This is a genomic window from Paractinoplanes pyxinae (genome assembly GCF_026626335.1).
GTDB lineage: Bacteria > Actinomycetota > Actinomycetes > Mycobacteriales > Micromonosporaceae > Actinoplanes > Actinoplanes pyxinae.
This window is the reverse complement of record NZ_JAPNTZ010000007.1, coordinates 16,533-43,018: the sequence shown is the minus strand read 5'-3', so window position 1 is coordinate 43,018 and position 26,486 is coordinate 16,533. Positions and strand designations below refer to the sequence as shown.

General features: G+C 72.3%; 22 protein-coding genes. 18 read left to right on the top strand and 4 right to left on the bottom strand.

Annotated features, from left to right (window positions below; translation table 11 throughout):
• Positions 1-27: 27 nt before the first annotated feature.
• Together OWR29_RS20165 and OWR29_RS20160 are read left to right on the top strand one after the other, a co-directional pair.
• Positions 28-2,448 (top strand): glycosyltransferase family 2 protein, encoded by a 2,421-nt coding sequence (locus OWR29_RS20165; RefSeq protein ID WP_267564500.1) that lies wholly within the window; start codon positions 28-30, stop codon positions 2,446-2,448.
• A 37-nt stretch (positions 2,449-2,485) separates the two neighbouring features.
• Complete coding sequence (locus OWR29_RS20160; RefSeq protein WP_267564499.1) at positions 2,486-3,499, top strand: class I SAM-dependent methyltransferase; 1,014 nt, start codon at positions 2,486-2,488, stop codon at positions 3,497-3,499.
• A gap of 173 nt (positions 3,500-3,672) precedes the next feature.
• On the opposite strand, the gene OWR29_RS20155 is transcribed toward OWR29_RS20160, so the two are convergent.
• On the bottom strand, positions 3,673-5,841 hold the full coding sequence (locus OWR29_RS20155; RefSeq protein WP_267564498.1) for a glycosyltransferase: 2,169 nt from the start codon (positions 5,839-5,841) through the stop codon (positions 3,673-3,675).
• 88 nt (positions 5,842-5,929) lie between these two features.
• On the opposite strand from OWR29_RS20155, the gene OWR29_RS20150 reads away from it, so the two are divergent.
• From OWR29_RS20150 to OWR29_RS20135, 4 genes are read left to right on the top strand one after another with little or no spacing between them, the layout of a single operon-like run.
• Positions 5,930-7,384, top strand: a complete 1,455-nt coding sequence (locus OWR29_RS20150; protein WP_267564497.1) for a glycosyltransferase — start codon at positions 5,930-5,932, stop codon at positions 7,382-7,384.
• A complete protein-coding gene (locus OWR29_RS20145; protein ID WP_267564496.1) occupies positions 7,374-8,009 on the top strand; it encodes a hypothetical protein in 636 nt (211 codons plus the stop codon). Before OWR29_RS20150 ends, OWR29_RS20145 begins: the two co-directional genes overlap by 11 nt.
• Positions 8,006-9,592, top strand: a complete 1,587-nt coding sequence (locus OWR29_RS20140; protein WP_267564495.1) for a hypothetical protein — start codon at positions 8,006-8,008, stop codon at positions 9,590-9,592. Before OWR29_RS20145 ends, OWR29_RS20140 begins: the two co-directional genes overlap by 4 nt.
• Positions 9,593-9,644: 52 nt before the next feature.
• A complete protein-coding gene (locus OWR29_RS20135) occupies positions 9,645-10,493 on the top strand; it encodes an O-methyltransferase (RefSeq protein WP_267564494.1) in 849 nt (282 codons plus the stop codon).
• Here OWR29_RS20135 and OWR29_RS20130 read toward each other — a convergent pair.
• Positions 10,471-10,956: a CAP domain-containing protein gene (locus OWR29_RS20130; protein ID WP_267564493.1), complete on the bottom strand. Its 486-nt coding sequence runs from the start codon at positions 10,954-10,956 to the stop codon at positions 10,471-10,473. The two genes, OWR29_RS20135 and OWR29_RS20130, sit on opposite strands and share 23 nt — an antisense overlap.
• 193 nt (positions 10,957-11,149) lie before the next feature.
• Here OWR29_RS20130 and OWR29_RS20125 point away from each other — a divergent pair, with 193 nt between their 5' ends.
• The 8 genes from OWR29_RS20125 to OWR29_RS20090 all read left to right on the top strand — a co-directional run bounded on the left by OWR29_RS20125 (position 11,150) and on the right by OWR29_RS20090 (position 19,734).
• Positions 11,150-12,376 (top strand): hypothetical protein, encoded by a 1,227-nt coding sequence (locus OWR29_RS20125; protein WP_267564492.1) that lies wholly within the window; start codon positions 11,150-11,152, stop codon positions 12,374-12,376.
• 1 nt (position 12,377) lies between these two features.
• Complete coding sequence (locus OWR29_RS20120) at positions 12,378-12,935, top strand: hypothetical protein (protein ID WP_267564491.1); 558 nt, start codon at positions 12,378-12,380, stop codon at positions 12,933-12,935.
• A gap of 105 nt (positions 12,936-13,040) precedes the next feature.
• Positions 13,041-14,003 carry a glycosyltransferase family 2 protein gene (locus OWR29_RS20115; RefSeq protein WP_267564490.1) on the top strand — a complete coding sequence of 321 codons (963 nt, stop codon included), beginning with the start codon at positions 13,041-13,043 and terminating at the stop codon, positions 14,001-14,003.
• Positions 14,004-14,021: 18 nt separating this feature from the next.
• Entirely contained in the window at positions 14,022-14,357 is a 336-nt protein-coding gene (locus OWR29_RS20110; protein WP_267564489.1) for a GtrA family protein, read from the top strand.
• Between the two features lie 14 nt (positions 14,358-14,371).
• Entirely contained in the window at positions 14,372-15,247 is an 876-nt protein-coding gene (locus tag OWR29_RS20105) for a helix-turn-helix domain-containing protein (protein WP_267564488.1), read from the top strand.
• 55 nt (positions 15,248-15,302) lie between these two features.
• Positions 15,303-17,135 (top strand): maleylacetate reductase and hydroxyquinol 1,2-dioxygenase domain-containing protein, encoded by a 1,833-nt coding sequence (locus OWR29_RS20100; protein ID WP_267564487.1) that lies wholly within the window; start codon positions 15,303-15,305, stop codon positions 17,133-17,135.
• Positions 17,128-18,864 carry an FAD-dependent oxidoreductase gene (locus OWR29_RS20095; protein WP_267564486.1) on the top strand — a complete coding sequence of 579 codons (1,737 nt, stop codon included), beginning with the start codon at positions 17,128-17,130 and terminating at the stop codon, positions 18,862-18,864. The genes OWR29_RS20100 and OWR29_RS20095 overlap by 8 nt, the downstream gene beginning before the upstream one ends.
• An 81-nt stretch (positions 18,865-18,945) precedes the next feature.
• Entirely contained in the window at positions 18,946-19,734 is a 789-nt protein-coding gene (locus tag OWR29_RS20090; protein ID WP_267564485.1) for a maleylpyruvate isomerase family mycothiol-dependent enzyme, read from the top strand.
• On the opposite strand, the gene OWR29_RS20085 is transcribed toward OWR29_RS20090, so the two are convergent.
• The gene (locus tag OWR29_RS20085; protein WP_267564484.1) at positions 19,731-20,993 is read right to left on the bottom strand and encodes a nucleotide sugar dehydrogenase; all 1,263 of its coding nucleotides are present in this window, start codon (positions 20,991-20,993) and stop codon (positions 19,731-19,733) included. The two genes, OWR29_RS20090 and OWR29_RS20085, sit on opposite strands and share 4 nt — an antisense overlap.
• Positions 20,975-22,627 (bottom strand): stealth family protein, encoded by a 1,653-nt coding sequence (locus tag OWR29_RS20080; RefSeq protein ID WP_267564483.1) that lies wholly within the window; start codon positions 22,625-22,627, stop codon positions 20,975-20,977. The genes OWR29_RS20085 and OWR29_RS20080 overlap by 19 nt, the downstream gene beginning before the upstream one ends.
• A gap of 184 nt (positions 22,628-22,811) precedes the next feature.
• On the opposite strand from OWR29_RS20080, the gene OWR29_RS20075 reads away from it, so the two are divergent.
• From OWR29_RS20075 to OWR29_RS20060, 4 genes are all read left to right on the top strand, one after another.
• On the top strand, positions 22,812-23,042 hold the full coding sequence (locus tag OWR29_RS20075) for a hypothetical protein (protein ID WP_267564482.1): 231 nt from the start codon (positions 22,812-22,814) through the stop codon (positions 23,040-23,042).
• Between the two features lie 65 nt (positions 23,043-23,107).
• On the top strand, positions 23,108-24,667 hold the full coding sequence (gene ffh / locus OWR29_RS20070; protein WP_267564480.1) for a signal recognition particle protein: 1,560 nt from the start codon (positions 23,108-23,110) through the stop codon (positions 24,665-24,667).
• 70 nt (positions 24,668-24,737) lie between these two features.
• A complete protein-coding gene (locus OWR29_RS20065) occupies positions 24,738-25,376 on the top strand; it encodes a Uma2 family endonuclease (protein ID WP_267564479.1) in 639 nt (212 codons plus the stop codon).
• 25 nt (positions 25,377-25,401) lie between these two features.
• Entirely contained in the window at positions 25,402-26,481 is a 1,080-nt protein-coding gene (locus OWR29_RS20060) for an amidohydrolase family protein (RefSeq protein WP_267564477.1), read from the top strand.
• The last annotated feature ends 5 nt before the right edge of the window (positions 26,482-26,486 follow it).

The following is a 26,486-nucleotide window of genomic DNA, read 5'->3' as shown; positions in this document are numbered from 1 at the left end:
CGCCCCGGCGGCGCCGTTGACCCGGGCATGCCCCACCAGCCATCCGGCCTGCTCGATGATCATGTGACGGCGGCCGGCTCCCGGCTCCGCCTCGCGCTGACCGCCACCGCCGCCCGCAACCGCTCGATCGACGCCCGCGCGCTGCTGGCCCGGGCCGCGCTCGGCGAGCACGGCACGCTCGAGGAGTTACTTGCGGCCGCCCGCGCCGGGGATCGCCGGTGGTTGCGCCGCCGGCGCCGCCGGATCGACCCCGGCCTGGTCGCCGCGCTGGCCCACACGCTGGGGTTGCAGGAGGAGCACGAGGACGCGCTGGCCCTGTTCGAGCTGACCCGGCGGGCGTGCGGGGCGCGGGCGCTGTCCCCGGCCAACCAGGCCCTGCACGCGCAGGTGGCGCTGGCCGTCGAGGGGCCGGCCCGCACGCGCAAGCTGATGCGCCGCTACCTGCGGATGGGGGAGCCGGTGCGGGCCGGGCTGCGGGCCGACCTGCTCAACCCGTTCACCGGGCCGCGGCCGCTGGGCCCGTGGCTGGGCGCGATGCGCGCACTGGTTCCCGGCCTGCTGGTGGACGAGAGCGACGGCGTGCCCTTCGACCGGCTGACCGCAGTGGCCCCGGAGAAGGTGGAGGACTCCCACCGGGTGTCGGTGATCGTGACCTCCTACCGCCCCGACCGGGGGCTGCTCACCGCGGTGCGCTCGATCCTGGCCCAGAGCTGGACCAACACCGAAGTGATCATCGTGGACGACGCCTCGCCGCCGGAGTTCGAGCCGGTGCTGCGCGAGGCGGTGGCGCTGGGCGAGCGGATCAAGCTGATCCGGCTGCCGGAGAACTCGGGCACGTACGCCGCCCGCAACGCCGGCCTGGACGCGGCGGGCGGCGAGTTCGCGACCTTCCAGGACTCCGACGACTGGTCCCACCCGCGCCGGGTCGAGCGGCAGGTGCGGCCGTTGATCGACGATCGGCGGCTGGTCGCCACGACCTCGGACGGGCTGGCCGTCACCGACCAGTTGCTGTGCACCCGGCCCGGTGTGCGCAGCAGCCGGTTCAACCCGTCGTCGCTGCTGCTGCGGCGGACCACGGTGCTGCGTACGGCCGGCTACTTCGACCGGCTGCGCAAGGCGGCCGACTCCGAGTACATCGGACGGATCCAGGCCGCGTTCGGGGCCGGGCGGGTGCGGCACCTCGACTCGCCGCCGCTGGCGCTGATCCGGCTGTCGGCCGGGTCGCTGTCCCGGGCCGAGATCCGGGCGCACTGGATGCACCCGGCCCGCACCGCCTACATGTCGGCCTATCAGCGGCACCACCAGGTGATCGCGGCCCGGCAGGCCGGCGCGTACCGCCCGGCCGACGGGAGCGACCGGGCCTTCCCGGCGCCGGATCACCTGCTCGGCACGGTGCGGGACCGGGCGTACGACGTGGTGATGGTGGCCGACTGGCGGTTCCTGGAGAGCACGCAGCGCACCGCGGTGGACGAGCTGCGGGCGCTCGGGGCGGCCGGGCTGCGGGTGGCGGTGCTGCAGCTCGAGTCGTACCGGGCCCTGCAGGTGCGCCGGGTGCCGCTGGCCGGGCCGGTGCAGGACCTGGTGAACGCGGGCGTGGTCGACCGGGTGGCGCTGGAGGACCGGGTCGAGGCGGCGCTGCTGGTGGTCCGCCAGGCGGCGGTCATGCAGTTCACCGGGGGGTTTTCCAGCGGCGTACGGGCCACCCGAACCGTTGTCGTGGCCGACCGCGCACCCGTGCGGTCCGATGGCACCGACCACCGCTACGAGCCGGCGACCTGCGCGGACGCGGTACGGCGGCTGTTCGGGGCGAGCCCGGTGTGGCTCCCCGGCGACGCCGGTGTGCGGGAATCCCTGCATACGGTGGGAAACCTGGACCCCGACGACCTGCCCGTCACCCTCGCGACCACCGGCTGGGTGGCCGACCGCACCGCCGGCACGGCCGTCGTCGGCACCGACCTGTGCGACGCCGCCAACTGGCCCCCGGACGCGGCCGACAGCCTCGCGGTGTGCCGGCGGCTGCCCGAGGCCGACGTGCGGGTGCGGCTGCCCGACCGGCCGGCCGGCTCGTGCGACGTCCCGACCGGACCGACCTGGCTGGCCTACCAGGCCGGCGATCTGGAGCCGCGTCCGTTCTTGCACCAGCTCGACTTCTATCTGCACTTCCCGCCGCGGGAATCGGCCGAGTGGTATTCGCGCCCGGCGCTGGAGGCGGCCGCGACGGGCTGCGTTGTGGTGATGCCGCCGCGCTACCGGCCGTTCTACGCCGAGGCGGCGGTCTATTGCACCCGCAGCGAGACGCCGGCGCTGATCGAGCGTTACCGGGCCGACCCGGCGCTCTTTGCGCAGCAGAGCCGGCGGGCCCGGCTGGCCGTGGCGGCGGCGCACGACCCGGCCCGGTTCGTCGAGCGGATCACGAGCCTTCTGCCCACATTGCTGACGATCCCGTAACGAGCCGGGTCGGCCCGCCGTTGAGGTCGGTGTGCGCATGACCAGGCTGTTCAGGATCGCCCGGACCGTCCTCCGGCGGCTGCGCGGGGCGTCCCGCCGTCAGCTCGCCGGCCTGGCGATCGGTCTGGCGGTGGCAGCGGGCGTGGCGATCGCCTCGGTGGCCGGGCAGGCCGCGGTGGCCACCTGCCTGGTCGCGCTGCTGCTGGCGGCCGTGCTGGCCGGGGTGGTCCACCTGTCGCGGCGGCTGGCCCGGCTGCATCGGGCCAACCAGGACGCCGTACGCGAGTTGCGTGGCACCGTCGACCAGCTGCAACGCCGGGTCGTGGCGGCGGTCGAGAAGGAACGGCTGGCGGCGGGCGACCGGCACCTGGAGCTGAGCGAGGCCATGGCCCGCGCCGAACGCCTCACCACCCGGGGCGCCGAACTGCTGTTGCGTGAGCAGAGTCGTGAGATCGAGGCGATGTTCCAGCTGTTCCGGGCGGTCGTGCCGCGGGCGCCGATGCCGACCGGTGGCATCCTGCACCCGACCGACCTGCTGGGGCTGGTGCACGTCGCCCGCGAGCGGCGCCCGGGGCTGACGGTGGCGCTGGGCTGCGGGCCGTCGACGGTCTGGCTCGGGTACGCGCTCGCCTCGGGTGGCGGGCGGCTGGTGGCCGTGGACCACGACGAGGACCGGGCGGCCCGGGTGCGGGCGCGGGTGGCCGAGCACGGGCTGGGCGGGGTCGAGGTGCGGCACGTTCCGCTGGCCGGGCTGACGGTCGACGGGCGGACGGCCGACTGGTACGACGTGGACGCCCTGGCCGGGCTGGCCGACATCGACCTGCTGGTGGTGGACGGGACGCTGACCCCGGCCGCGCCGGATCCGCTGGCCCCGGCCCTGCACGTGCTGGGCCGCCGGTTGGCCCCGGCCGCGGCCGTGGTGGTCGACGACGAGCCGGCCCGGGTGGCGCCCCGGCAGGGTGGCGGCTTCGGTCTGACCGTGCGGCGGCAGCTCTCGGGCAAGTGGACCGCGCTCACGCATCCGCAGGCGGCGGCGGCCACCACGGCGTAGAAATACTGCTGCCCCGCCGCGGGGGACGGCGGGGCAGCGGTACGCGGGGTGGGGGAAGGGTGCGTCCCGCATACGAGGCGGCGGGGGCCGCCTCGAAACTTTTCTGTGTTGCTTGTGCCCTTAGGAATCGGTCGCAGCGGGAGCGGGTTGACGATTCGCCGGGTGCCAAGTGGTCACCCTTGGGTTGCCAGGTGGGACACCCGTTCCGCGTACAAGGCGTGGGTGTGGTGGCGGCGGACGTACTCGGCGCCGCGGGCCGACTGGTCGCGCAGGGCCCGGCGGTTGGCGTGCAGCAGGCGCACGGTGTCCGGCACTTCCTCCGGCGTGCAGTAGACCGCGGCGTCCCCGAAGGCGGCCGAGTAGCGGTAAGGCAGCACAGCCACGCAGCCCGCGGCCAGAGCCGTGAGCACGTCCGGCCCCGGGTCGGCGGGCTCGTCGTCGGGCGGCAGGTGCAGGTAGAAGTCGATCTGGCCCAGGAACGAACGCAGGCTCACCTCGCCCGGGCCGTAGACCAGCCAGCTGCGCGGCGGCCCGAACCGCCCGAACGAGCGGTCCGCGCTGCCGGCCGCGTCGAGCAGGCGCACGTCCAGGCGCCCGGTCTCGGGCACCTCCTCGCGCAGCCGCCGCCACTCGGCCGGGCCGCCGCGGCAGTGCCGGCCCACCACCGGACGGTCGGCCCGCGGGCCGCGCCGGTCGAGCCGCCACTGCCCGGCGTCGAGCGTGCTGGGCAGGTCGAGCCGGGCCACGGTGACGTCGGTCCCGGTGGTCAGCCGGCGGCGGCCGTCCGGGCCGGCCGGGGTCCAGAGCGGCCACTGGCCGAACAACCGCTTGGCCGCGGCGGCCGCCGCCGGATCGGCCACGGCGTCCTCGATCAGCACCCGCTGGGCCCGCACACCGGTGGGACCTTCCGGGGCGTACCTCAGCACCCGGGCCGAGCGGGCCACCACCAGCCGGGCCCGCGCGTCGTCGGTCAGCTCGATCTGGGTCAGGTCGCCGTTGTTGATCAGCTCCTGGACCGCCGGGTCGAGATCGCGCGGTCCCTCGCGCAGGTTGGCCAGGTCGTCCAGGTGCAGCAGGGCCGCCCGCTGGCGACGGGCGGCCAGCGCTTGCAACTGCCCGATCCCGGCGGCGCCGGCCCCGCCGGCCGTGGTCCAGTCGCCGGCCAGCACGACGTCGTACGCGCGGGCGCCGGTCTCGCCACGCAGCCGGCGCGGGGCGGCGAAGGCCCTCGGCCGGGTGGCCGGCTCGCGGCCCTCGCGCACGTGGACGTGCCAGCGGCGGAAGGCCGAGATGTAGGAGCGCAGGCAGCCGGGCCGGTCGCCGAGCCGGGTGAGGGCCAGCGGTGGGCCGTCGAGCTCGTGCAGGGCGGCCGGGCCGAGCACGGATCGGGCGCGCTCGGCGTACTCCAGGTCGGCTCCCGCCCGTACGGGATCGAAGTGACCGACCCGGGCCGCGACCGGGCGACGCAGCATCAGCGACGAGGGGTCGGCCGCGTTCAGCGACGTGCGGCCGGGCCGGGTGACCACCAGATCGGCTGTCACCACCAGGGCCGTCGACGTGGTCGCGAACAGCCGCTCGTCGGCCAGCAGGGGCGTGACCTGGCGTTCCAGCCGCAGCGGGTGGGACCAGCCGTCCGCGTCCTGGAACGTCACGAAGTCGCCGGTGGCCGCGTCCAGCCCGGCGTTGCGCGCGACGAACGGTCCGCCGGGAGCGACCATGCGGATCACCCGCACGCGCGGGTCGAGGTCGGCCGCCGCCCGCAGCGCCGGCTCGAACTCGGTCGACGACCCGTCGTCGACGACCAGGATCTCGTGGTTGGTCCAGCTCTGCCGGGTCAGCGAGCGCACCGCGGTGAGCAGTGTCGAGCCGGGCTGGGCGGTGGTGACGACGGTGGTGATCCGGCGGTCGTGGCCGCGGCGCTGCACCGGCCCGGTGGTGACCCGGTCGAACGGCTCGCCCGGACCGTCCGGCACGTGCACCTTCGGCGACGGCAGCAGCCCGGCCAGGGGCGCGTCACCGAGGTCGACGGCCAGCGCCGCCCGCACCGGATCGGGCACCTGGTCGTACGCGTCCAGCAGGGCCCGGGTCAGGGCGTGGTCGCCCGACACGTACGCGATCTGGCAGTGCAGTCCTTGATGGACATCGGCGATCTCGCGCAGACCGCCGAGCAGGTCGAGGGCCTCGGTCAGGTCGCCCGGGCGCAGGTTCTGCACGGCGATCACGCGGGCCAGTTCGCCGATGGTCCACGGATCGGTGGCGATGTCGGCCAGAGGTTGCCGGGCCGCGATCGACCGGGCCTGCAGAGCCGCGACGGCGAGCGGGTGAGGTCCGGTGGCGCGCATGGTCCCCCTCGGTGAGAGCATTTCCAGGTGATCAACGACTCGGGCGAATTGTCCGTATCGCCCGGTTAACAATGTCGTTGACCAAGCCGTGTACGACGTCGCTCACCTGTCCGATCTGCGGCACACCGGCGGCAGCGCGGCGAGCCTCGTCGCCGAGGTCCGGGCGCAGGCGGCGGCCGGGCTGACCACCGTGCTGATCCACGTGCCGGCCGACGACGTACCGCACACCCGCCCCTTCGACCGCCGGGTCGCCGCCTGCCTGCGCGAAGGGCTGGCCGACCTGGCCCACGACGACGAGCCCGAGCTCGCGGCGCGGGTGCTGCTGATCCGCCGGCCGCAGGTGGTCACCGGGAAGCCGCGGGTGCACGCCCTGCACACGATCGTGGTGCTCGACGAGCCGCCGGCCGACTTCGCCGAGGTCCGTACGCGCGTGCAGCGGCACCTCGGCCCGGACGTGGTGTGGGCGCCGGCCGGCCCCGAGGTGCGCGCGCAGTTGCCGGGTGCGGTGCTGCCCGCGACCGACTGGCACGACAGCGGTTCGCACATCGCCCGGCTGGCCTCCCTGGGCGTGCTCAGCCGTGGCGTGGTGACGACGTCTTCTGTTCGGAAGGCCCGTCCGACCCGGCATGTGCTGCTGGTGGGGGACGACATCGCGCGGTTCCGGGCCATCGCCCGCCACCTGCCCGGCGACCTCGAGGCGGTCGTCGTCGCCGGATCGGCCGGGCTGGCCGACGCCCACGCGGCCGGCCTGCTCACCGAGTACTTGCCGGCCGCGGCCGAGCTCGGCGTGGCCGACGACCGCTGGACCGGCTTCGTGCGCGACCGCCTGCGGCACCTGATCCAGCTCTACGGTCCCCAGGCCGTCCTGGTCGGCGGGGTGCCGCACGACGGCATCGCCGCCGCGATCGGCGAGCACCCCGGCCCGCGCTGGCTGTGGCTGCGCCCGGCCATGTGGCGGCGCGGCACCGGCGGCCAGTGGGCGGCCCGCGGCGCGCTCTTCGCCGGCATCCTCGAACCGGGCGAGTTCGCCGCGGCCGGGGACGAGGGCTGGACCACCACCGCCCGGGCCGGAGTGAGCACGGTCGACCCGATCACCGAACTGCCGGCGCCGCGTCCCCGCCGCGCCACCGAGCCGACCCTGCTCTGCCGCGGCGTCGAAGCCACCCTGCCCGGCTTCACGGTGGTCGAGGCCGGGCCACATGAGCTGGGCCACGTGGCGCTGGCCGTCTCGCGGGCCGGTTACACGAGCTTCCACGAGCTGATCGGCGCCCGCGTGCCGACGGTCTTCGTGCCCGACCCGTCCGCGGCCGACGACGAGCTGACCCGGGCCCGGTTCGCGGCGGCGGCCGGGGTGGCCGTCTGCGCCACCGACGACGAGGCGGCCGCGGCCGCGCTCGAACGGCTGGCCGATCCGGCCGCCCGGGAGGCCTTGAGCCGCCGCTGCGCCGAGGTGGCGTTCGGCAACGGGGCCGCCGACGCCGCCGCCTGGCTGGCCGGGTTCTGTCCGCGACGATCCGAAGTGGAGGCCGGAAGTGCTCGATGAACCGGACGCGGCCGATCTGGCGGTCGCCCGCTGGGAAGTGGCCACCTTGACCGGACGGTTGCGCTGTGTCGAGGACGAACGCGACGCCGCCGTACGCGACCGGGACCGCAACCGCGAGCTGGTGCTGGCATTGCGGCGCAGCCGGTCCTACCGCCTGGGCCGGGCGCTGGCCGGCCTGGCCCGCGACCCGGTGCGGGCGGCCCCGGCGGTGGCCCGGCAGCTGCGGCGGCCGCCGGCACCGCGTTCGGGCGCCCGGGCGGCCGCGATGCCGGCCCGGATCTATGTGGCGGTCGGGCTCTCGCGGCCCGGCGCGCACACGCTGATCCGGGCCCTGCGCCAGCGCGTGCTGGTCGAGGCCGACCACCTGCCGGTCGTGGTCACCGACCAGCCGACGCTGCGCCACCTGCAGGTTCCCGGGGTCGTCCTCGAGTATCTGCCCGACCCGGCCACCTGGTCGCGGCACGAGCCCGGCTCGGACTGGGAAACCCTGCTGGCCGGCCGGGTGGCCCAGCTGTGCCGCGACCACCGGGCGGCCGACGCCGTCGTGATCGACCCCCGGGATCCGCCCACGCTGGCCCGGCTGCTCGTCACCGACCGGAGGGTGGGGTCGTTGGCTTCGGCATGAGCGCCCCGACGATCGATGCCCCCGCCGCCCCGCGTGCCGGGATGCGCTTCGTCGTCGAGGGCCCGCCGGTCGGGGCGCTGTGGCGGCGCGCCCTGACCCGGGCCGTGCTGGTGCCGCTGCCGGTGCTGGCGCCCCTGATCGCGCTGGCGCCGAGCCGCGACCACCGGTTCAACCTCTACTGGCACGGCGGGATGTTCCGCGACGACCCGCTGCGGATCGCGCCGCACACGGTCGACTCGCTGCCCGGCTATCTGCGGCTGGGCAACTTCCGGCTGTTCGGCCGCATGCTCGAGAAGGCGTTGGACACGGCCGCCTACGCGCTGAGCGAGGTGCTGGGCCTGCCGGTCAACGTCGGCTTCCGCCTGGTGTCGTTCGTGTCGGCAGTGGTGTTGTGCGTGGCCGCCGTGCTGCTGGCCGAGAGCGTGGTGGCCCGCGGCCGGTTGTTCCGCCGCGCACCGTCCACTGTGGCCGCCGTGGTGCCCTTCGCGGTGGCCGCCGGGTTCGTCGCCGCCGGCGGTTCCAGTCCGATCGTGTTGTTCGGCGGGCTGTATCTGGGGTCGGCCGCCTTGGTGCTCGGGGTCACCGCGGCGATGTGCCGGATCGATCCGGAGAAGCCGCTGCGGTTGTGGCGGGTGCCGTTGCTGTTGCTGGGTGGGGCGGCACTGGCGGCCTTCAACGAGATCGCCTATCTGGCCTTGCCGCTGGCGACCGCTGCCGTGCTGGCCCGGGGATGGTTGGTGCTCGACCTGCGTCCCGCTCGCGTGTTCACGGCCGCGCCGGCTCGGGCGCTGGGGTTGCTGTGGGTGGGTTTCCTGCCGGTCTTCCTCGCCGTGCGCGTCGTGATTCAGCGCTACTGCTCGGCGGGCACCTGCTACAAGGGCTCCGATGTCCGGTTCGGGCCCGACACATTAGCCGCTTTTCCCGTACGAGCCATCGACTGGCTGCCACCGCTGATGTGGAGGGCGGCTGCTCCCCGCGGGTCGTGGCTGGGTGGCCTGGTGTTGGCCGCCGCGCTGGTGGTGATCGGGTGGCTGGCGTGGCAGGCGATCCGGGATCGGCCGCGGCTGTCGCAGGTGGGCCGGCGGCACGCGCTGGCGCTGGCCCTGACCGCGGGGACGTTGGTGTTGCTGGGGGCGGCAATGGGTTCGCTCAACGCCGACGTGCAGCAGCTGGTGGCCTCGGGGCGGTGGGGGTACGGCTGGCGTGATTCGTCGGTGACCACGACGGCGGGGGCGCTGCTGATGGTGGCGCTGATTCATTTCGTACGGCGGTGGGCCGCACCCGTTCTCGTTGCGGCGATCGTGCTCTTCGCGCTGGCGGCAACGGTGTCGGCGGCGGCCAACAAGCGGCAGCGTGACATCGCCATGACCAGCCCGGCCGCCCGCCTGGCCGACCGGGTCGCGGTCGAGATGGCCGACTTCGATCCGAGCCCCGACGGCGCCGCCCGCCGCTGCGCCCTGCGGTCCGAATTCGTGAAGCTGCCCGGGAACTCGCCCTTCTCGGTGCGCCGGTTCGACGAGTCGCTCGAAACGGCGGCCCGGCAACGCGCGGACGTCGCCTTCTGCCCGGGCGTAACCGGCTGACCCCGCCCGCGTTTCTCTTGATCGTGGAGCGGGCCGAGCTGGAGGAGAGTTGATGCGCCGGTTGCGGAGCCTGACCCGCCGTCAGGTTGTGTCGGCCTCCGGGGCCTGTGTGCTCTGTGTGGCGGTGGCAGCGGCCGCGCTCTCCGGCAACGTCGGCCTGGCCCTCACCCTGCTTGCCGTCTTCTTCACGATCCTCTTCGCCGGGCTGTTGCTGCTGGCCCGCCGGCTCTCCGGGCTGCAGCGGATCCAGCGCCGCCAGCAGACCGACGCCCGTACGGTCCTCGACCACACCCAGCGCCGGCTGCTCGCCGCCCTGGAGGAGTTGCTGCTGCATTCGGGGGACCGGCACGGCGAGGTGGCCGACCGGATCGGCGCTCAGACCCGGGCTGTCGAAACGATTGTGCAGCTTTTCCAGCAGGTCAAGCCGCGCGCCCCGATGCCGCCCACGGACGGGGCAGCCGACCTGCTCGACGTGCTGCACCTGATCCGCACCCGGCGGCCGCGGCTCGTGCTCGAGATCGGCGGCGGCGCCGGGACGGTCTGGATGGCTTACGCGCTCGAGGAATCCGGCGGCCGGATCGTCTCGCTCGCCCCGGACGGACGCCGCCTGCGCAAGACACTCGCCACCCATCAGCTCACCGAGGTGGCCGAGGTGCGGGAGGGAAACGTCGAGACCCTGGCCGACGTGCACGACGTCGGCCTGCTGGTGGTCTCGGAGCCCGTCGCGAAAGCGGACATGCCGCTGCTCGTGGGCCGGCTGGCCGCGGTGGCGCGCGTGTTCCTGCGCGACAACGCGAGCAAAGGCTGGCTGGAAACGACCGAGGGCCTCACCGGTGAGGGTGAGGCCCTGCTGTCGTATCGCCGCGTGGTGCGGGAGCTCAGTAACCGAAGTCCTGCGTGAAGTACGGGCTGCCGTTGGACGCGTACGCGACGCCCACGCCGACCGCGATCGCCTTGCAGTTCAGGATGTTGGCGCGGTGGCCGGGGCTGGCCATCCAGCCGTTGACGACGGCGGCGGCCGAACCGAAGCCGTACGCGACATTCTCGCTCAGCGGGCGGTTGTAGCCGGCCGCCTTGGAACGGGTGATGAAGGTCGAGCCGCCCGAACCGGTGTGGCTCATCTTCTTGGTGCGGGCCTGGTAGGCGCTGTGGCCGACGGCGGCGCGGGTCAGGGCCGGGCTGACGACGACGGCCTTGCAACCGTGGGCGGCGCGCTGCTTGTTGGTCAGGACCGCGATGTCGCTCTGCAGCTTGGCGGTGCCGGTGACGGCGGCCTGGGCGGACGAGGCGAACGCGACCACGACGAGCAGGGTGGCGGGGATCATCGCGATCAGGGCCAGACGCTTGGTGATCGAAGAACGCATCGACTGCCTTCCGGTAAGCGGTCCCGGTGGCTACCGGGGCTCTCACCGTTCAAGTTCGGCGTCGGGCCCGATCATTTGGTGGCGCGACCGATGCCCTTCGGTTGCGCTCCGGTTGACCCCTCAGTGACGACTCCGTGACGTTGGGTGCTCAAGATCGTTAGGCCCTGCAGGAGCCGCAGAAGGGGGATCCGCCGTGCCGACCACCGTTCACGACGTGGCGATCCTGGCCGACTTCCGTTTCGCCGGGCCCGAGGTGGCGACCGAGGTGCGGGCCCAGGCCGACGCGGCGCTGAGCACCGTTCTGGTGCACGTGCCCCTGCCGGGTGACGAGCGGCCGCTGCCGTTCGAGCCGCCCGTGCGCGACCTGATCCGCGACGGCCTGGCCGACCTGGCCCGCGACGACCGGCCGGTGACGGCACGCCTGCTGGTGATCCGGGGCCGCCGCCCGATCGTCGAGGACCTTCCCGACGTACGGGCGCAGCGCACCGTCGCCGTCGACGATCCGGAACAGCGGTCGGGCCGGTCCCATCTGCGCTGGCTGGCCGGTTTCGGCATCCGCCCCCGGATCAGCGCGCCCGCCCGCACCCTGGGCGCCGGGCCGCCGCCGGCCGCGCCCGCCCGGCGGATGCTGCTGGTCGGCGGGGACGAGGACTCCCTGATCCAGCTGACGGCGATCGCCCGGCGGCTGCCCCCGCAGGTGGCGCCGGTGATCGTCACGCTGTCGACCGGCCCGGTCGACGGCTTCCTCACCGAGCACATCCCGTCCCGCGCGATGCGTCGCGACCGTCTGGCCCATCTGGTCGACCTGCACCGGCCCGACGTCGTGGTGGCCGGCGGGCTCGACCTCGGCGACCTGCCCGAGGTGCCGGGTGTGGTCCGGGTCGGGCTGGGGGCCGAGGCCGGCGTGGGGTTCGACCACGTGCTGGTGCCGGGCGAACTGGCCGACGGGGCCGAACCCATCACGCTGCTCGACGCGAGCGACCTGCTGGACGCGGCGGCCGCCCGGGCCGAACTCGGGCTGGACGACACCCCGGCCGCGCTGGTGCGGCTCGGCGAGTGGGCGGGCACGGTCGCCGAGCGCGGCTTCCAGGTCGTCCGGCGGGATCGGGCCGGCCGCCACCTGCGGGCGTTCGACCTGGTGGTCGGCCCGGCCGACTATCACGGCTTCCACGAGCAGCTGCGCTTCGGCGTGCCCAGCGTGTTCGTGCCGGGTCCGAGCGACCCCGGCGGCGCCCGGGCCCGGTTCGCGCAGGCGGCCGGTGTCGCGCTCGACGTCGCCGACCTCGACCGGGCCACCCGGCCCGAGGTGCGGGAGGCCCTGCGCCGCCGCTGCGAGGAACTGACGTTCGCCAACGGCGCGACCGGGGCGGCGACCTGGCTCAGCGGGCTGGCCGCGGGCCGCAGACGGATCGGAGGCTGAGGTGCACGAGACAGCAGTGCAGGTGCCGTCGGTGCGGGAGCCGCTCGACGCGATGCAACGGGCGCGCTGGGAGCTGAGCGCCATGGCCGGGCGGCTGCGGACGCTGGAGGCCACGCTGGTCGACGAGCGCCGGCGGAGCGAGAAGCTGCGCCGCGAGCGGGACCGGCTGCGGGCCGGGCGGTCGTGGCTGGGCCGGCTGTTCCCGCCCGCGCGGCCGAAGCCGGTGGAGCGGGCGCCGGCCTGCCTGTACGTGGTGATCGGGCTCGACTTCGAGCCGCTGCGCGAGTTCGTGCTGACCCTGCGGCAGCGCCAGGTGATCGAGCCGGACCACCGCGCGGTCGTGCTGACCGACTGCTCGGCCTTCGCCCTGCTGCGCGACCTCGGCGTGGTGCTGGAGTACCTGCCGGATCGCGGGATCTGGGAGCGGCACCGGCCGGACCGGTCGTGGGAGGACGTGCTCTCGGAACGGCTGTCCCGCCTGTACCGCGACCACGGAACCGTCCGCACGATCTTCGTGAACAGGGCGCACCCGCCGACCCTGTCCGAGCTGCTGCGCTGACCCGTCCAACCGCCCCGCCCGCCGCCCTTGTCCGGACTGAAGGCTGAGCTTATGTAACTTTTGTTCCCACGCCGTCGTTGGCTGAGCGTGACGGTATCGAGCCCGATGATCTCCGTGGTGGCGCCCATCTTCAACGAGGGCGCCGGCGTGGACCGCTTCGTGGGCCGGCTCACCGAGGTGCTGACGGCGGCCGGGCTGAGCTACGAGCTGGTGCTGGTCGACGACGGCTCGACCGACGACTCGTGGGACCGGGTGGCCGCCCAGGCCGTGCTCCACGCGCCCGTACGCGGTCTCAAGCTCAGCCGTAACTTCGGCAAGGAGTCGGCCGTGCTGGCCGGGCTGGAGCACGCCGCGGGCGACGCCGTCGTGGTCATCGACTCCGACCTGCAGCACCCGCCGGACGCCATCCCCGAGATGGTCCGCCGCTGGCGCGAGGGCGCGCACGTGGTCGAGGCGGTCAAGCGCAACCGCACCGGCCAGGGCCTGGTCGGCCGGCTCGGCGGGCGCGCCTTCAACAAGGCGTTCACCGGCCTGACCCGGGTCGACCTGATCGACGCCACCGACTTCCGGCTGCTCGGCCGCCCGGCTCTGGAGGCCTTGCTGCGGCTGCCCGAGCACTCCTCGTTCTTCCGCGGCACCAGCAGCTGGATCGGCTTCCGCCGCAGCACCATCGAGGTCGACATCGACGAGCGGGCGGGCGGCCGGTCGCGCTGGACCTTCGGCTCGCTGTTCCGGCTGGCCGTCAACGGGCTCACCTCGTTCACCTCGGCCCCGCTGCACCTGGTGACCATGGTCGGGCTGGCCTTCGCCGGGTTCGCCGTGCTGCTCGGCGCGCAGACGTTGATCCGCTGGCTGGGCGGCGACTCGGTGGCCGGCTTTCCCACGGTGATCCTGCTGTTGCTGGTGATGGGCACGTTCCTGCTGCTCGGTCTCGGGGTGATCGGGGAGTACCTGGCCCGCATCCACGAGGAGGTTCGCGGCCGTCCCCGCTATCTCGTGCAGGAGCGGTCGGGTCAGGTCGCCTCGCTGCCGGAGCAGTGGGTGCGGGCCGACCGTGCCGAGCGTTGACAAGCTTTCCGGTACGGCGTGAGTGGAGCAGCCAGTGCGGTGACCCACCTCGGCGGCGGCCTGCTGCTCGCGGAAGTGCTCGGTGTGCGGCCGGTCATGGCCTCGTCGGCCGGTTTCGTGGCCAGCGTCCTGGTCTCGTACGGGCTGCAACGCAGTTGGGTCTTCCGATCCTCAAGCGGGCACCTGAGCGCGGGCGGGCGCTTCCTGACCGTCACCGCGGTGGCCTTCGCCCTCAACGCGGCGATCCTGGGCCTGGTGGCCGGGCCCTATCTGATCGTGCAGGGGATCGCGCTGGTGGCCATCCCGGTCGTCAACTACGGCCTCAACTCGCGCTGGACGTTCCGCTCCGGCTGAGGTGTCATGGTCGAGTGACAGAGCTCACGGTCTCCGACACCAACGGGATCCTCCGGCAGCCCTGGGTCCGGCCCGACCGCACCAGCCGGGGCCTCGGCTGGGAGCAGCTCTACGTCTCGACCCAGAGTGAGCAGCCGTATCAGGCCAGCTTCGGCGGCGCCCCCAGCCACCTGGTGATCCTGCACCGCAACGGCCCGGTCACCGTGCGCCGCGGGCACCTCGGCCTGACCAGCTCGCGCACGGTTCCGCCGGGCGGCCTGTTCGTGCACCCGGCCGGCAAAGACCTGACGGTGGAGCTCGGCGGCGACCTGGACACCGTGCACGCCTACCTCAGCGACGAGCTGCTGCGCGCGGCCGGCGACGGCGAACCGGTGGAGCTGGCCGAGGAGCTGGGCAGCCTCGACCCGCTGGTCGAGCAACTGCTGCTCAACCTGGACGAGGTGATGCGGCACTGGGAGCCGTCGGCCCGCACCTATGTGGACCTTCTGGGGCAGGCTCTGGCCGCCCAGCTCGTGCGGCGGCACAGCGTCCGGGCCCGGGTGGCGCCGCCCGCCGGCAGCGTGCGCGCCGGCCTGACCGACCGCCAGCTCAACGCCGTACGGGAAATGGTCGAGGACCGTCTGTCGGAAGCCCTGCCGTTGCGGGAACTGGCCGCGGCGACCGGGTTGAGCGTGAGCCAGTTCGCCCGGCAGTTCAAGGCGCGCACCGGGATGTCGCCGCACCAGTTCCTCATCCAGCGCCGGGTCGACGCGGCCTGCCTGCTGCTGCGCTGCACCGACCGGCCGATCGCCGAGGTGGCCCAGCGCTGCGGCTTCTCGCACCAGGAACACCTGACCCGGGCGCTGCGGGCCCACCTCGGCACCACGCCGGGAGCGTTGCGCCGCGCCTGATTTGTGCAGCGCGTACGTGCAGGAACTGCCGCGCCGGCGAGCCGAGACTGAGCCCGTGGAGTCCTTCGTTTACACCGGGTCCGCGGCGCGGGTGGTCTTCGGGACCGGCACGCTGGAGCGGCTGCGCGACGAGGTGGAACGGCTCGGCGCGACCCGGGTGCTGCTGCTGGGCGGCCGGGCCGACCGGGCCGCCGAGGTGCTGGGATCGCTGGTCGTGGCCCGGTTCGAGGGCGTCGCCATGCACACCCCGGTCGAGGTCACCGAGCGGGCTCTCGAACTGGCGCGTACGCACGACGTGGACTGCCTGGTGTCGGTCGGCGGCGGGTCGAGCACCGGCCTCGGCAAGGCGCTGGTCGCGCGCACCGGCCTGCCCCAGGTCGCCGTCCCCACCACGTACGCGGGATCGGAAATGACCCCGATCCTGGGTGAGACGGCCGACGGGAAGAAGACGACGCGCAGCGACCCGGCCTTGGCGCCGAGGACGGTCATCTACGACGTCGAGCTCACCCTCGGGCTGCCGGTCGGGCTCACGGTGACCAGCGGGCTCAACGCGATGGCACACGCGGTCGAGGCGCTCTACTCGCCCGACGCCAACCCGGCCACCGACAACTTCGCTCTCGAGTCGATCACCCGGCTCGGCCGTGCCCTGCCCGTTCTGGCTTCGCGGCCGGACGATCCGGACGCGCGCGCGGACGCCCTGCTCGGCGCGTGGCTGGCCGGGATCTGCCTGGGCACCGTCAAGATGGGGTTGCACCACAAGCTGTGCCATCAGCTGGGCGGAACGTACGGGCTGCCGCACTCCGAGACGCACGCGGTGCTGCTGCCGCATGTCATGGCGCGTTCCGCACCGGCGGTCATGCGGCGGGTCGCGGCCGCCCTCGGCGCTCCCGACGCCCCCACCGCCGTCTTCGACCTGGCCACCCGGCTCGGCGCCCCGGGCTCGCTGGTCGAACTGGGGCTGGGCGAGGGCGACCTGGTCACGATCGCCGGCGAGGACACGGGCTTGCTGGCACTGCTCGAAGAGGCATGGCGCGGCGACCGGCCGGCGCCGCTCGACGACCGGCCCGACCTGAGCGGCCTCACCGAGCAGGTCGTGGCCAGCTTCGCTTCCTCCGCCGACCCGAGACTGGCCGGCCTGCTGGGCGACCTCGTGCGGCGGCTGCACGGCTTCGTGGTCGACAACGACCTCACCGAGGACGAGTGGAAGGCGGCCATCGACTTCCTCACCCGCACCGGGCAGTTGTGCTCGCCCACCCGGCAGGAGTTCGTGCTGCTCAGCGACACGCTCGGCATCTCGAGCGCGGTCGACCTGCTGACCAACTCGCGGTCGCCCGACACCACGCCGTCGGCCGTGCTCGGGCCGTTCTACGTCGAAGGGCCGCCCGCGGTGCCGTCGGGCGCCAACCTGGCCGAGGGGTTGCCGGGGGTTCCGCTGCGGGCCGACGTCCGGATCACCGACCTCGACGGGCGGCCCATCCCGGACGCGGTCGTGGACGTGTGGCAGTCCAATCAGGACGGCTTCTACGACGTGCAGCTGCCCGAGCTGGAAGGGCCGGTGCTGCGGGCCCGGCTGCGCTCGGAGGCCGACGGCACTTTGTGGTTCCGCTCGATCCTGCCGTCGGAATACCCGATCCCGGACGACGGACCGGTGGGGCAGATGCTGCGGGCGACCGGGCGTCATCCGTACCGGGCGCCGCACCTGCACTTCATGATCAGCGCGCCCGGCTATCGGAAGCTGATCACTCAGCTGTTCGTGGCCGGTGGGCGCTATCTGGATTCCGACGCCGTGTTCGGGGTCAAGGACGAGCTGATCGTCGAGTTTCCCCCGGCCGCCGACGGCAGCCGCACTGTCGAGTTCACCTTCAGGTTGGGAGCCTCCGATGGCTGAAGTCGTCGAGACCGATGTCCTCATCGTCGGCAGCGGGCCGGCCGGTGGGGCCGCCGCGCTGCTGCTGAGCACTTACGGCGTACGGAACATGGTGGTGACCAAGTACGGCCGGCTCTCCGACACGCCCCGCGCGCACATCACCAACCAGCGCACCATGGAAGTGCTGCGCGACGCCGGGATCGAGGAGCAGGTGGTCGCCTTGGCCACCCCGCAGCACCTGATGGGCGACACGACGTTCTGCTCGAGCCTGGCCGGCGAGGAACTGGGCCGGCTGCACACCTGGTACACCCACCCGTCCCGGCTGGCCGACCATGCGCTGGCCTCGCCGTCCAGCATCTGCGACATGCCGCAGCACCTGATGGAACCGGTGCTGGCGTCGGCGGCGATCGCGCGGGGGACGGCTTTCCGGTACGAGACCGAGTATCTGTCGCTGGCCCAGTCCCCGGAGTTCGCGGAGGTTCGGGTTCGCGATCGGCTCCGCGGTGACGAGTACACCATCCGGGCGAAGTACGTGATCGGCGCCGACGGCGGGCGGAGCAAGGTGGCCGAGGACATCGGACTGCCCATGGTGGGTCAGATGGGGGTGGCGGGCAGCATCAACATCGTCTTCGAGGCCGACCTGACCCAGTACACGGCGTACCGGCCGAGCACGCTCTACTGGGTGCTGCAGACCGGATCCGACGTGGGCGGCATCGGCATGGGCCTGGTGCGCTGCGTCCGCCCGTGGCACGAGTGGCTGATCGTGTGGGGCTACGACATCAACGGCGAGCCGCCGGACCTCACCGAGGACTACGCCCGCCGCATCGCCCACCACCTCATCGGCGACGACACCGTGCCCGTCACCATCAAGTCGTCCTCGGCCTGGACGGTCAACCACCTGTACGCCGAGAACTACCAGAACGGCCGGGTGTTCTGCATGGGCGACGCCGTGCACCGGCACCCGCCATCGAACGGGCTCGGCTCCAACACCTCGATCCAGGACGCGTACAACCTGGCCTGGAAGCTCAAGCTCGTGCTGGACGGCACGGCCGATCCGGCGCTGCTCGACTCGTACACCGCCGAACGCGCCCCGATCGGCAAGCAGATCGTCGACCGGGCCAACCGCAGCATCGGCGAGACCACCCGCATCTTCGAGGCGCTGGGCCTGCTCTCGACCGACGATCCCGAGCAGCTGCAGGCGAACATGGACGCGCGCAAGCTGCCCACCCCCGCCGCCGAGAAGCAGCGCCAGGCCCTGCGCGAGGCCATCGAGTTCAAGAACTACGAGTTCAACACCCACGGCGTCGAACTCAACCAGCGCTACGCCTCGGAAGCGGTCATCCCCGACGGCACCGAGATGCCGGCCAACCCCCGCGACGACGAGCTGTATCACCACGCCACCACCTGGCCCGGCGCGAAGCTGCCGCACGCCTGGGTCAGCCTCAACCGCCGCCGCTTGTCCACGCTGGACATCGGCGGTCAGGGCCGCTTCACGCTTTTCACCGGCTTGGGCGGAGAAGCGTGGGTGGCCGCAGCCGAGGGCCTGCCGGTCGTCGCGGTGACGATCGGCCCCGGAGCCGACTACGAAGACATCTACGGCGACTGGGCCCGCCTGCGCGAGGTGGCCGACTCCGGCTGCGTGCTGGTCCGCCCGGACAACTACGTCTGCTTCCGCAGCTTCACCCTGACCGACGACCCTTCCCGTACGTTGACCGAAGCCCTCAACCGAGTGCTGGGCCGCACTCAATAACGCACGGCCCGACGCCCGTCCGCTTGCGTTGACGGACCTGCCGGCCGATGAGTTCTGGTGGGTCGGCTGGTCTGTAGCGGCATGGAGACCAACGAGCTGAACGCGGAACAGGCCCGGCAGGCGATCGTCGAGCACACCCGGCGGCTGGCCGAATCGGCTGCCGCGGCGGGGCCCGGCGCCGTGGTGCCGACCACGCCCGGCTGGACCGTCAAGGAACTGGTCGAGCACTTGGGCCAGACGCAGAACTGGGTCGCCGAGATCATCGAGCGGCGCATCACCGACCCCACCCGGCTGCCCACCGAGATGGCCGTGCTGCCCACTGATCCCGGCGAGTGGCCGGCCTGGCTTGCGACTTCGTCGCGGCGGGTCGCGGCCGCGTGCACCGATGACGCGCTCGCCGCCGCTCCGGTGTTCAACGCGGCGGGGGACGAGCGGACCGGCACGCAGTTCTGGATGTCCAGCTCCCTCAACGAGGCGGTGGTGCACGGCGCCGACGCCGACAGCGCCGCGGGCCGGGCGACCGACGTCGATCCTGCCGTGGCGGCCGCGCTCATCGACAACCACCTCGCGATGCTGACCTCGCCCACGTGGCGGATGCTCCGGTCCGAATCCGCCGACGCGATAAGCGGCACCGGCCAGACCTTGCAGTGGCGGGCTACCGACTCCGACGCCGCCTGGTTCGTGGAACGGCGGCCGGACGGGGCGGTCTGGCGGCGCGGTTCCCAGCCGGCCGACGTGACCGTGAGCGGGCCGGCCGGCGCACTGCTGCTGACCCTCACCCGGCGGCTCCCGTTGGCCGGCGTCAGCGTCGACGGGGAGGCCGGCCTCGCCCAGCACTGGCTCGACAGCACCGCCCACGTGGCCGGCTAGAGGCGGTGCGCGTCCGGGATCGTGGTGGCGCCGCGGGTATCGAAGAAGCGTTTCGCCAGACGGGCCAGGTGGTCGGCGTCGTAGGCACGATGGTTCTGCACCAGGATCACCAGATCGGCCGACGTGACCGTGCCTTCCAGGTCGTCGGCGCGTGGCACCATCCACTGTGGTACGAGCGGGTCGTGGAAAATAACGTTGGCGCCCAAGGCAACCAGGTGGCGAGCCAGGGCAGTGGCGGGGGACTCGCGCTGGTCGGCGATGTCGGGCTTGTAGGTGACGCCCAGCAGCAGGATCGTGGCGCCGTGAACGGCCTGGCCGTCTGAGTTCAGCAGATTCTGGGCGCGCCGGGCCACGTACGCGGGCATGGTGGTGTTGATTTCCTGGGCCAGCTCGACGAAGCGGAACGGATAGCCGAGCTTGCTGCGCACGTTGTGCGAAAGGTAATTCGGGTCGATCGGAATGCAATGGCCGCCCACGCCGGGGCCCGGATAGAACGCCTGGAAGCCGAACGGTTTGGTCGACGCGGCGTGGATGACGTCCCACAGATCGATGCCGAGCTCGTGGCAGAACCGGGCCATCTCGTTGACCAGGGCGATGTTGACGTGCCGGTACGTGTTCTCGAGCAGCTTGGCGGTTTCGGCTTCGCGAGTTCCCCGCGTACGCACGACGGTGTCGACGAATCGTTCGTAGAAAACGGCAGCGCGTTCGGTGCAGGCCGGCGTGTACCCGCCGACCACCTTGGGCGTGTTGCTCGGGCCGAACTGCTCGTTGCCGGGGTCGATGCGTTCGGGCGAGAACGCCAGGTGGAAGTCGAATCCCGCCACCAGTCCCGATTCCTGTTCGAGCAGGGGCCGCACCACCTCGTCCGTCGTGCCGGGATAAGTCGTCGATTCCAGAACCACCAGCATTCCCGTACGAAGATTCCGGCCGATCGCGGCGGCGGCGCCCGTGACCGCTCGCAGATCCGGCCCGTCACCCTCGCTCAGCGGCGTGGGCACGCAGATCACGGCGTTGCGGGCATCGGCGATCAGCGTTTCGTCGGTGGTCGGGGTGAAACCGCCGGCGAGCATTTGCCCGATGTCGGCATCGCTCAGGTCGTCGACGTGTGAGCGGCCGTTGGCGAGCGCCGCGACCACATCGGGTTGCACGTCGAAACCCGCAACGGACAGCCCCGCGCGCACCGCTTGATGGGCGAGCGGCAGACCGACGTACCCCAGACCCAGAATGACCACGTCGAAGCTCACCGCGCGGCCTCCCATTGCGGCGCGCGGGTTTTCTGGCGAGCCACCACCGGACGCGTGGTCGTCCGGGGCTGCGCCAATTCCCAGCGGGACGGGAAAGGCAGATAGGCCGGCAGGAACTCGGCCAGCAGCGCGGCCTGTTCGGCGATCGCCTCGGGACTGGAATACGTGTCGTTGAGGCAGAACGCGTCGAGGTGCCGGTCGTGCAGCAGGCGGGCCAGCCGGAACGGCGTCTGGGGGTCGGCCAGATCCGTGTAGAGGTACTGGATCTGGCCCGGTGCGGCCCGCCCGGTCAGATACGCGTAGTACTGCTGCAGCGACGACAGCAGCGCGATGTCCTCGGGGTGCCGGAACTGGTGCCCGGCCGTCGCCGCCACCCGGTCGGCGAAACGCTCCTCGATCTCGGCCAGCACGCTGCGCCGCGACGGGTGCGGCGTGTGCTTCATCTTCCGCGTCAGCACCCGCCCGAACGCGCTCTGGATGAGGTCGCGGTTGTTCTTGCCGGCCGAGTCGGCCGGGGTGTCGCACGGCGTGCGCGGGGCCGAGCCGACCAGCGCGCCGGACGGGAAGAAGCGGGTCAGCCCGCCCGGGGTGAAGAACATTTCGGGCGCCACCGGCCGGCCCAGGAAGACGTCGTCGTTCAGATAGAGGAAGTGCTCGCTCAGCCCGGGGATCCGGTGCAGCCGCGACTCGATCGCCTGCGAGTTGAAGGTGGGCAGCCGCCCGGTGCCGCCGAAGATCTCGCGGTGGCTCACCACGGTCAGGTCGTCGCGCGAGGTGTCCAGCCAGGCGGGTACCTGGTCGTCGGTCACCACGAAGACGTGGCGGATCCAGGGCGCGTACGCGTGCAGCGAGCGCAGCGAGAACCGGAGCTCGTCGCGGGAGAGGAAGCGTGAGTCGTTGGCCGTCTGCTCGTTGGAGCCGGCCACCCAGCCGTTCTCGCGCAGCGCCCGGGCCTTGCGGGCCCGCCAGGCCGGGTCGTCGCCGTCGACCCAGGTGTAGACGGCGTCGATCGGGAAGGCCACCCGGTCCGGGCTGACCATCGTGAACACCTCACGGGTGCGGTAGCGGCGGGTGTTCCCGGCCGTTCGGAACGGGCCGAACACCGGCTCGGCCACGGCGATCCCGGGCTCGCCGGCCGGCACCACGTCGGCCACCGGGTTGCCGCGCGGGCCGACCAGGTTGCCGCCCTCGGCCCGCCAGAACTCGATCTCGCAGCCGTACTCGGAACCCAGCGTCAGGCGGCCCTCGGGATCGGTGACGGGCCAGCTCAGCCGCCACACGCGGGGCGCGAGGACCTGCAGGTGCGCGCCGAGGCTCTTGAGGACACCGACGGCGCGATGCCGGTCGGTCTCGGCCACCGCCACGCCCGTACGCGTCAATGCCGCCACGGGAATGCGGAACCACTCGATGCCGGCGCTGGTCAGGGCGTCGAGCACCCGGTCGCAATTTTCCCGGCGTACGCCTGCGGGGTGCGCATCGAGCCGGCGCGCCGCCCTCGTGGACCGGGAGGCCGGGCTGAGCGGGACGATCTGCCGGGCCGTTCGCAGACGGCGGGACTCGGGGACGAGCGGCAGCAACCGGCGCTGCACCTGGCCGAGCAGGCGCCGGCGCACCGGCCACGGCGTCAACTGGAGGATCCGGGGGCTCACGGTCCGCCCAACGGCGCCCTTGTTGGCTAGTTGCGAGGCTCCATCCGGTTCGGCCGGTTATGGGCGATTTCGAGTACTCAATCGTGTTCAACCCCTACGGGGAAACGCTCAGGGTTACGGCCGATGCGCGAGCTTGCCCGGCTGGGTCATGGTGGAGGTCGAACTTTTATCTTGGGAGGCCGGGATGGGTAAGGCCGTGGCATTTCTGGTGGCGCTGATCGCCGGAGTGATCGCAGTCGGCTGGGTGGTCAGCTCGCTGATCGGCCCCGTGCTGTTCTACCTGATCGTGGGGGCTCTCGCGGTCGGCGGCGGGTACTACCTGTACTCGAAGGCCAAGAAGGGCCTGGCCCCGGGAACCCGCACCCAGCGGCGTATCGAGGCGGCTCAGAAGACGTACCGCATGCGGAACCGGTGAGGCGTCGCGCGGGCGGCTAGGCTTGCCCTATCGCCGCTCTCTTCTGACCAACGGGAAGTCGCACTGTGTTTGACACTCTGAGTGACCGCCTCTCCGGGATCTTCACCAAGCTCCGGGGCAAGGGCAAGCTCACCGACGCCGACATCGACGCCACCGCGCGCGAGATCCGTCTCGCGCTGCTCGAGGCCGATGTCGCGCTGCCCGTGGTCAAGGCCTTCATCTTCAACCTCAAGGAGCGTGCCCGCGGGGCCGAGGTCTCGCAGGCGCTCAACCCGGCCCAGCAGATCATCAAGATCGTCCACGAGGAGCTCGTCAACGTCCTCGGCGGCGAGGGGCGGCGGCTGCAGTTCGCCAAGCAGCCACCCACCGTGATCATGCTGGCCGGTCTGCAGGGCGCCGGTAAGACGACCCTGGCCGGCAAGCTGTCGCGCTGGCTCAAGGGCCAGGGCCACCAGCCGCTGCTGGTCGCGGCCGACCTGCAGCGTCCCAACGCGGTCAACCAGCTTCAGGTGGTCGGCGGCCGGGCCGGTGTCGACGTGTACGCGCCCGAGCCCGGCAGCGGCGTCGGCGACCCGGTGAAGGTCGCCAAGGACTCGATCGACGTCGCCGTGCGCACCGCCAAAGACATCGTCATCGTCGACACCGCCGGTCGTCTCGGCATCGACGAAGAGATGATGCAGCAGGCCCGCGACATCCGCGACGCGGTCGACCCCGACGAGGTCCTGTTCGTCATCGACGCCATGGTCGGTCAGGACGCGGTGCAGACGGCCGAGGCCTTCCGTGACGGCGTCGGCATCACCGGCGTGGTGCTCTCGAAGCTCGACGGCGACGCCCGCGGTGGCGCCGCGCTGTCCGTCCGGCACGTCACCGGCGAGCCGATCCTGTTCGCGTCGACCGGTGAGAAGCTCGAGGACTTCGACCTCTTCCACCCCGACCGGATGGCCAGCCGCATCCTCGGCATGGGCGACGTGCTGACCCTCATCGAGCAGGCCGAGGCGGCCTTCGACGAGGACCAGAAAGAGAAGATGACCGGCAAGCTCCTCGCCGGTGAGACCTTCACGCTGGAAGACTTCCTCGACCAGCTGATCGCCGTGCGGCGGATGGGCCCGATCGCCAACATCCTCGGCATGATGCCCGGCATGGGCCAGATGAAGGACCAGCTGGCCGAGCTGGACGACAAGCACTTCGACAAGGTCGCGGCGATCATCCGCTCGATGACCCCGGGCGAGCGCACCAACCCCAAGATCCTCAACGGCTCCCGCCGCGCCCGCATCGCCAACGGCTCCGGCGTGACGGTCATGGACGTCAACCAGCTGCTCAACCGCTTCGCCGACGCGCAGAAGATGATGAAGCAGATGGGCGGCATGATGGGCCTGCCCGGCGGCAACCGGCGCAAGGCCACGAAGAGCCCGAAGAACAAGCGCAAGGGCACCAAGGGCGGAAACAACCGTCCCCGTACGGGCGGTGGCGGCGGCCTGCCGGCGGGCTTCCCGGGCGGCATGCCCCAGCTGCCCCCGGGCCTCGACCCGAATGCCCTGGGCGGTGCCGGCGGCGGCTTCAATCTGCCCAACCTCGACTTCAACAAGCTGATGAAGCAGCAGAAGAAGGACGACGACAAGAAATAGGCTGCGGTCAGGCCGGCGCCGTCGCCGGCCTGCTCAACATTGGCATAGAGCAGCTTGTCGGGTGACTAGTATGATCGAACGCGATTCCATCGAGGAGGATTCGATGACCGCTGTTCTCTCTCTGGTCGACCCTCATCTGCTCGAGCGGCACGACTTGACCGTCGACGACCTGGCTGACCTTCCCGAGGATCTTCGCTACGAGTTGATCGACGGAAGGCTCGTCTTGACCCCCCACGCGCTTCCCCTGCACCAAGTCATCGCGATGCGGACGGCTGTCGCGATCGAGGAACATTGTCCGGAATATGAGTTCGTCGTAAACGGTGAGCAGGCCGTCGCGATCGGGCGGCGCACTGAGCTCAAACCCGACGTCGTCCTCATCCGGGTGGAGGGCGCCAACCGGTCGCCGGTGCTGCCCGACGACGTGCCGCTGGTCGTGGAGGTCATCTCTCGGTCCTCGAAGCACGACGACCGAACGAGCAAGATGAAGAAATACGCAATGGCCGGAATCTCGCATTACTGGATCATCGATCCGCTCGAAGAGCGAGTGACCTTCACGCAGTACCGCCTTGGTGCGGACGGCAACTACCACCAGCAGCTGCACACCGATGAGCTGGTCACGGTGCGCGAGCCGTGGGAGATCACGTTGGATCTCCCGGGGTGGACGCGCAGGCGCGACTTCCTCGAGAAGGTCGGCCGCCCGGGCAAGTGATGTAGTCGTCGGGTAAGACTGTTCCATGGCTTTGCATGTGCGGGGCACGGTGCTGCCCGACGGTGATGTGAGAGATCTCTGGCTGGTGGGGGATCGGGTCACGTTCGAGCCGGTCAAGGACGCTGAGACGATCAGTGACGGCGGGTTCGTGGTGCCGGGGCTGGTCGATGCGCACTGCCACCTGGGGATCGCGTTCGGGGCCAAGCCGATCACCAGCCTCGATCAGGCGCGCGAACTCGCGGTGACCGACCGGGACGCCGGGGTGCTGGCGCTGCGGGACGCCGGGTCGCCCTTCCCGTACCCGGAACTGGAGGACGAGCCGGAGATTCCGCGGCTGGCCCGGGCCGGACGGCATGTGGCGCCGCCGAAGCGGTATCTACGGGACGTCGGCATCGAGGTGGACGGGGTCGCCGACGTACGGGCGGCCGTCACCGATCAGGCCGCGGCCGGCAACGGGTGGGTCAAGCTCGTCGGCGACTGGATCCACCGCGACAAGGGCGACCTGGCGCCGTCCTGGGACGCCGAGACCATGGCCGCCGCGGTCGACGCCGCGCACGCGGCCGGGGTGCGGGCCGCCGTGCACACGTTCTCCGAGGAGGGCGTCGACATCATGGTCCGGGCCGGCGTCGACTCTGTGGAACACGGCACCGGCCTGTCTCTCGACCTGATCGACGAGATGGCCCGCCGCGGCACCGCCCTGGTCCCCACGATGATCAACATCCGCACGTTCGGCGGCATCGCCGACCGGGCCCGGGGCAAGTTCGACAAGTACGCCGACCACATGATCCGCCTGCGCGACGGCTTCCCCGGCGTGGTGCGCGCCGCCCACGAGGCCGGCGTCCCCATCTACGTCGGCACCGACGCCGGCGGCGGCATCCGCCACGGCCTCGTGGCCGAAGAGATGCTGATCCTCGAAGAGGCCGGCCTCCCCGCCGAGGACATCCTCGCCGCCGCCTCCTGGCGCGCCCGCGACTGGCTGGGCTTCCCCGGCCTGGTCGAAGGCGGCCTGGCCGACCTCATCGTCTACGAGGCCGACCCGCGCGCGGACCTGCGAGTGGTCCGCGCGCCGAGCCGCATCGTGCTCAAGGGCCGCGTCATCCGCTGAGCGGA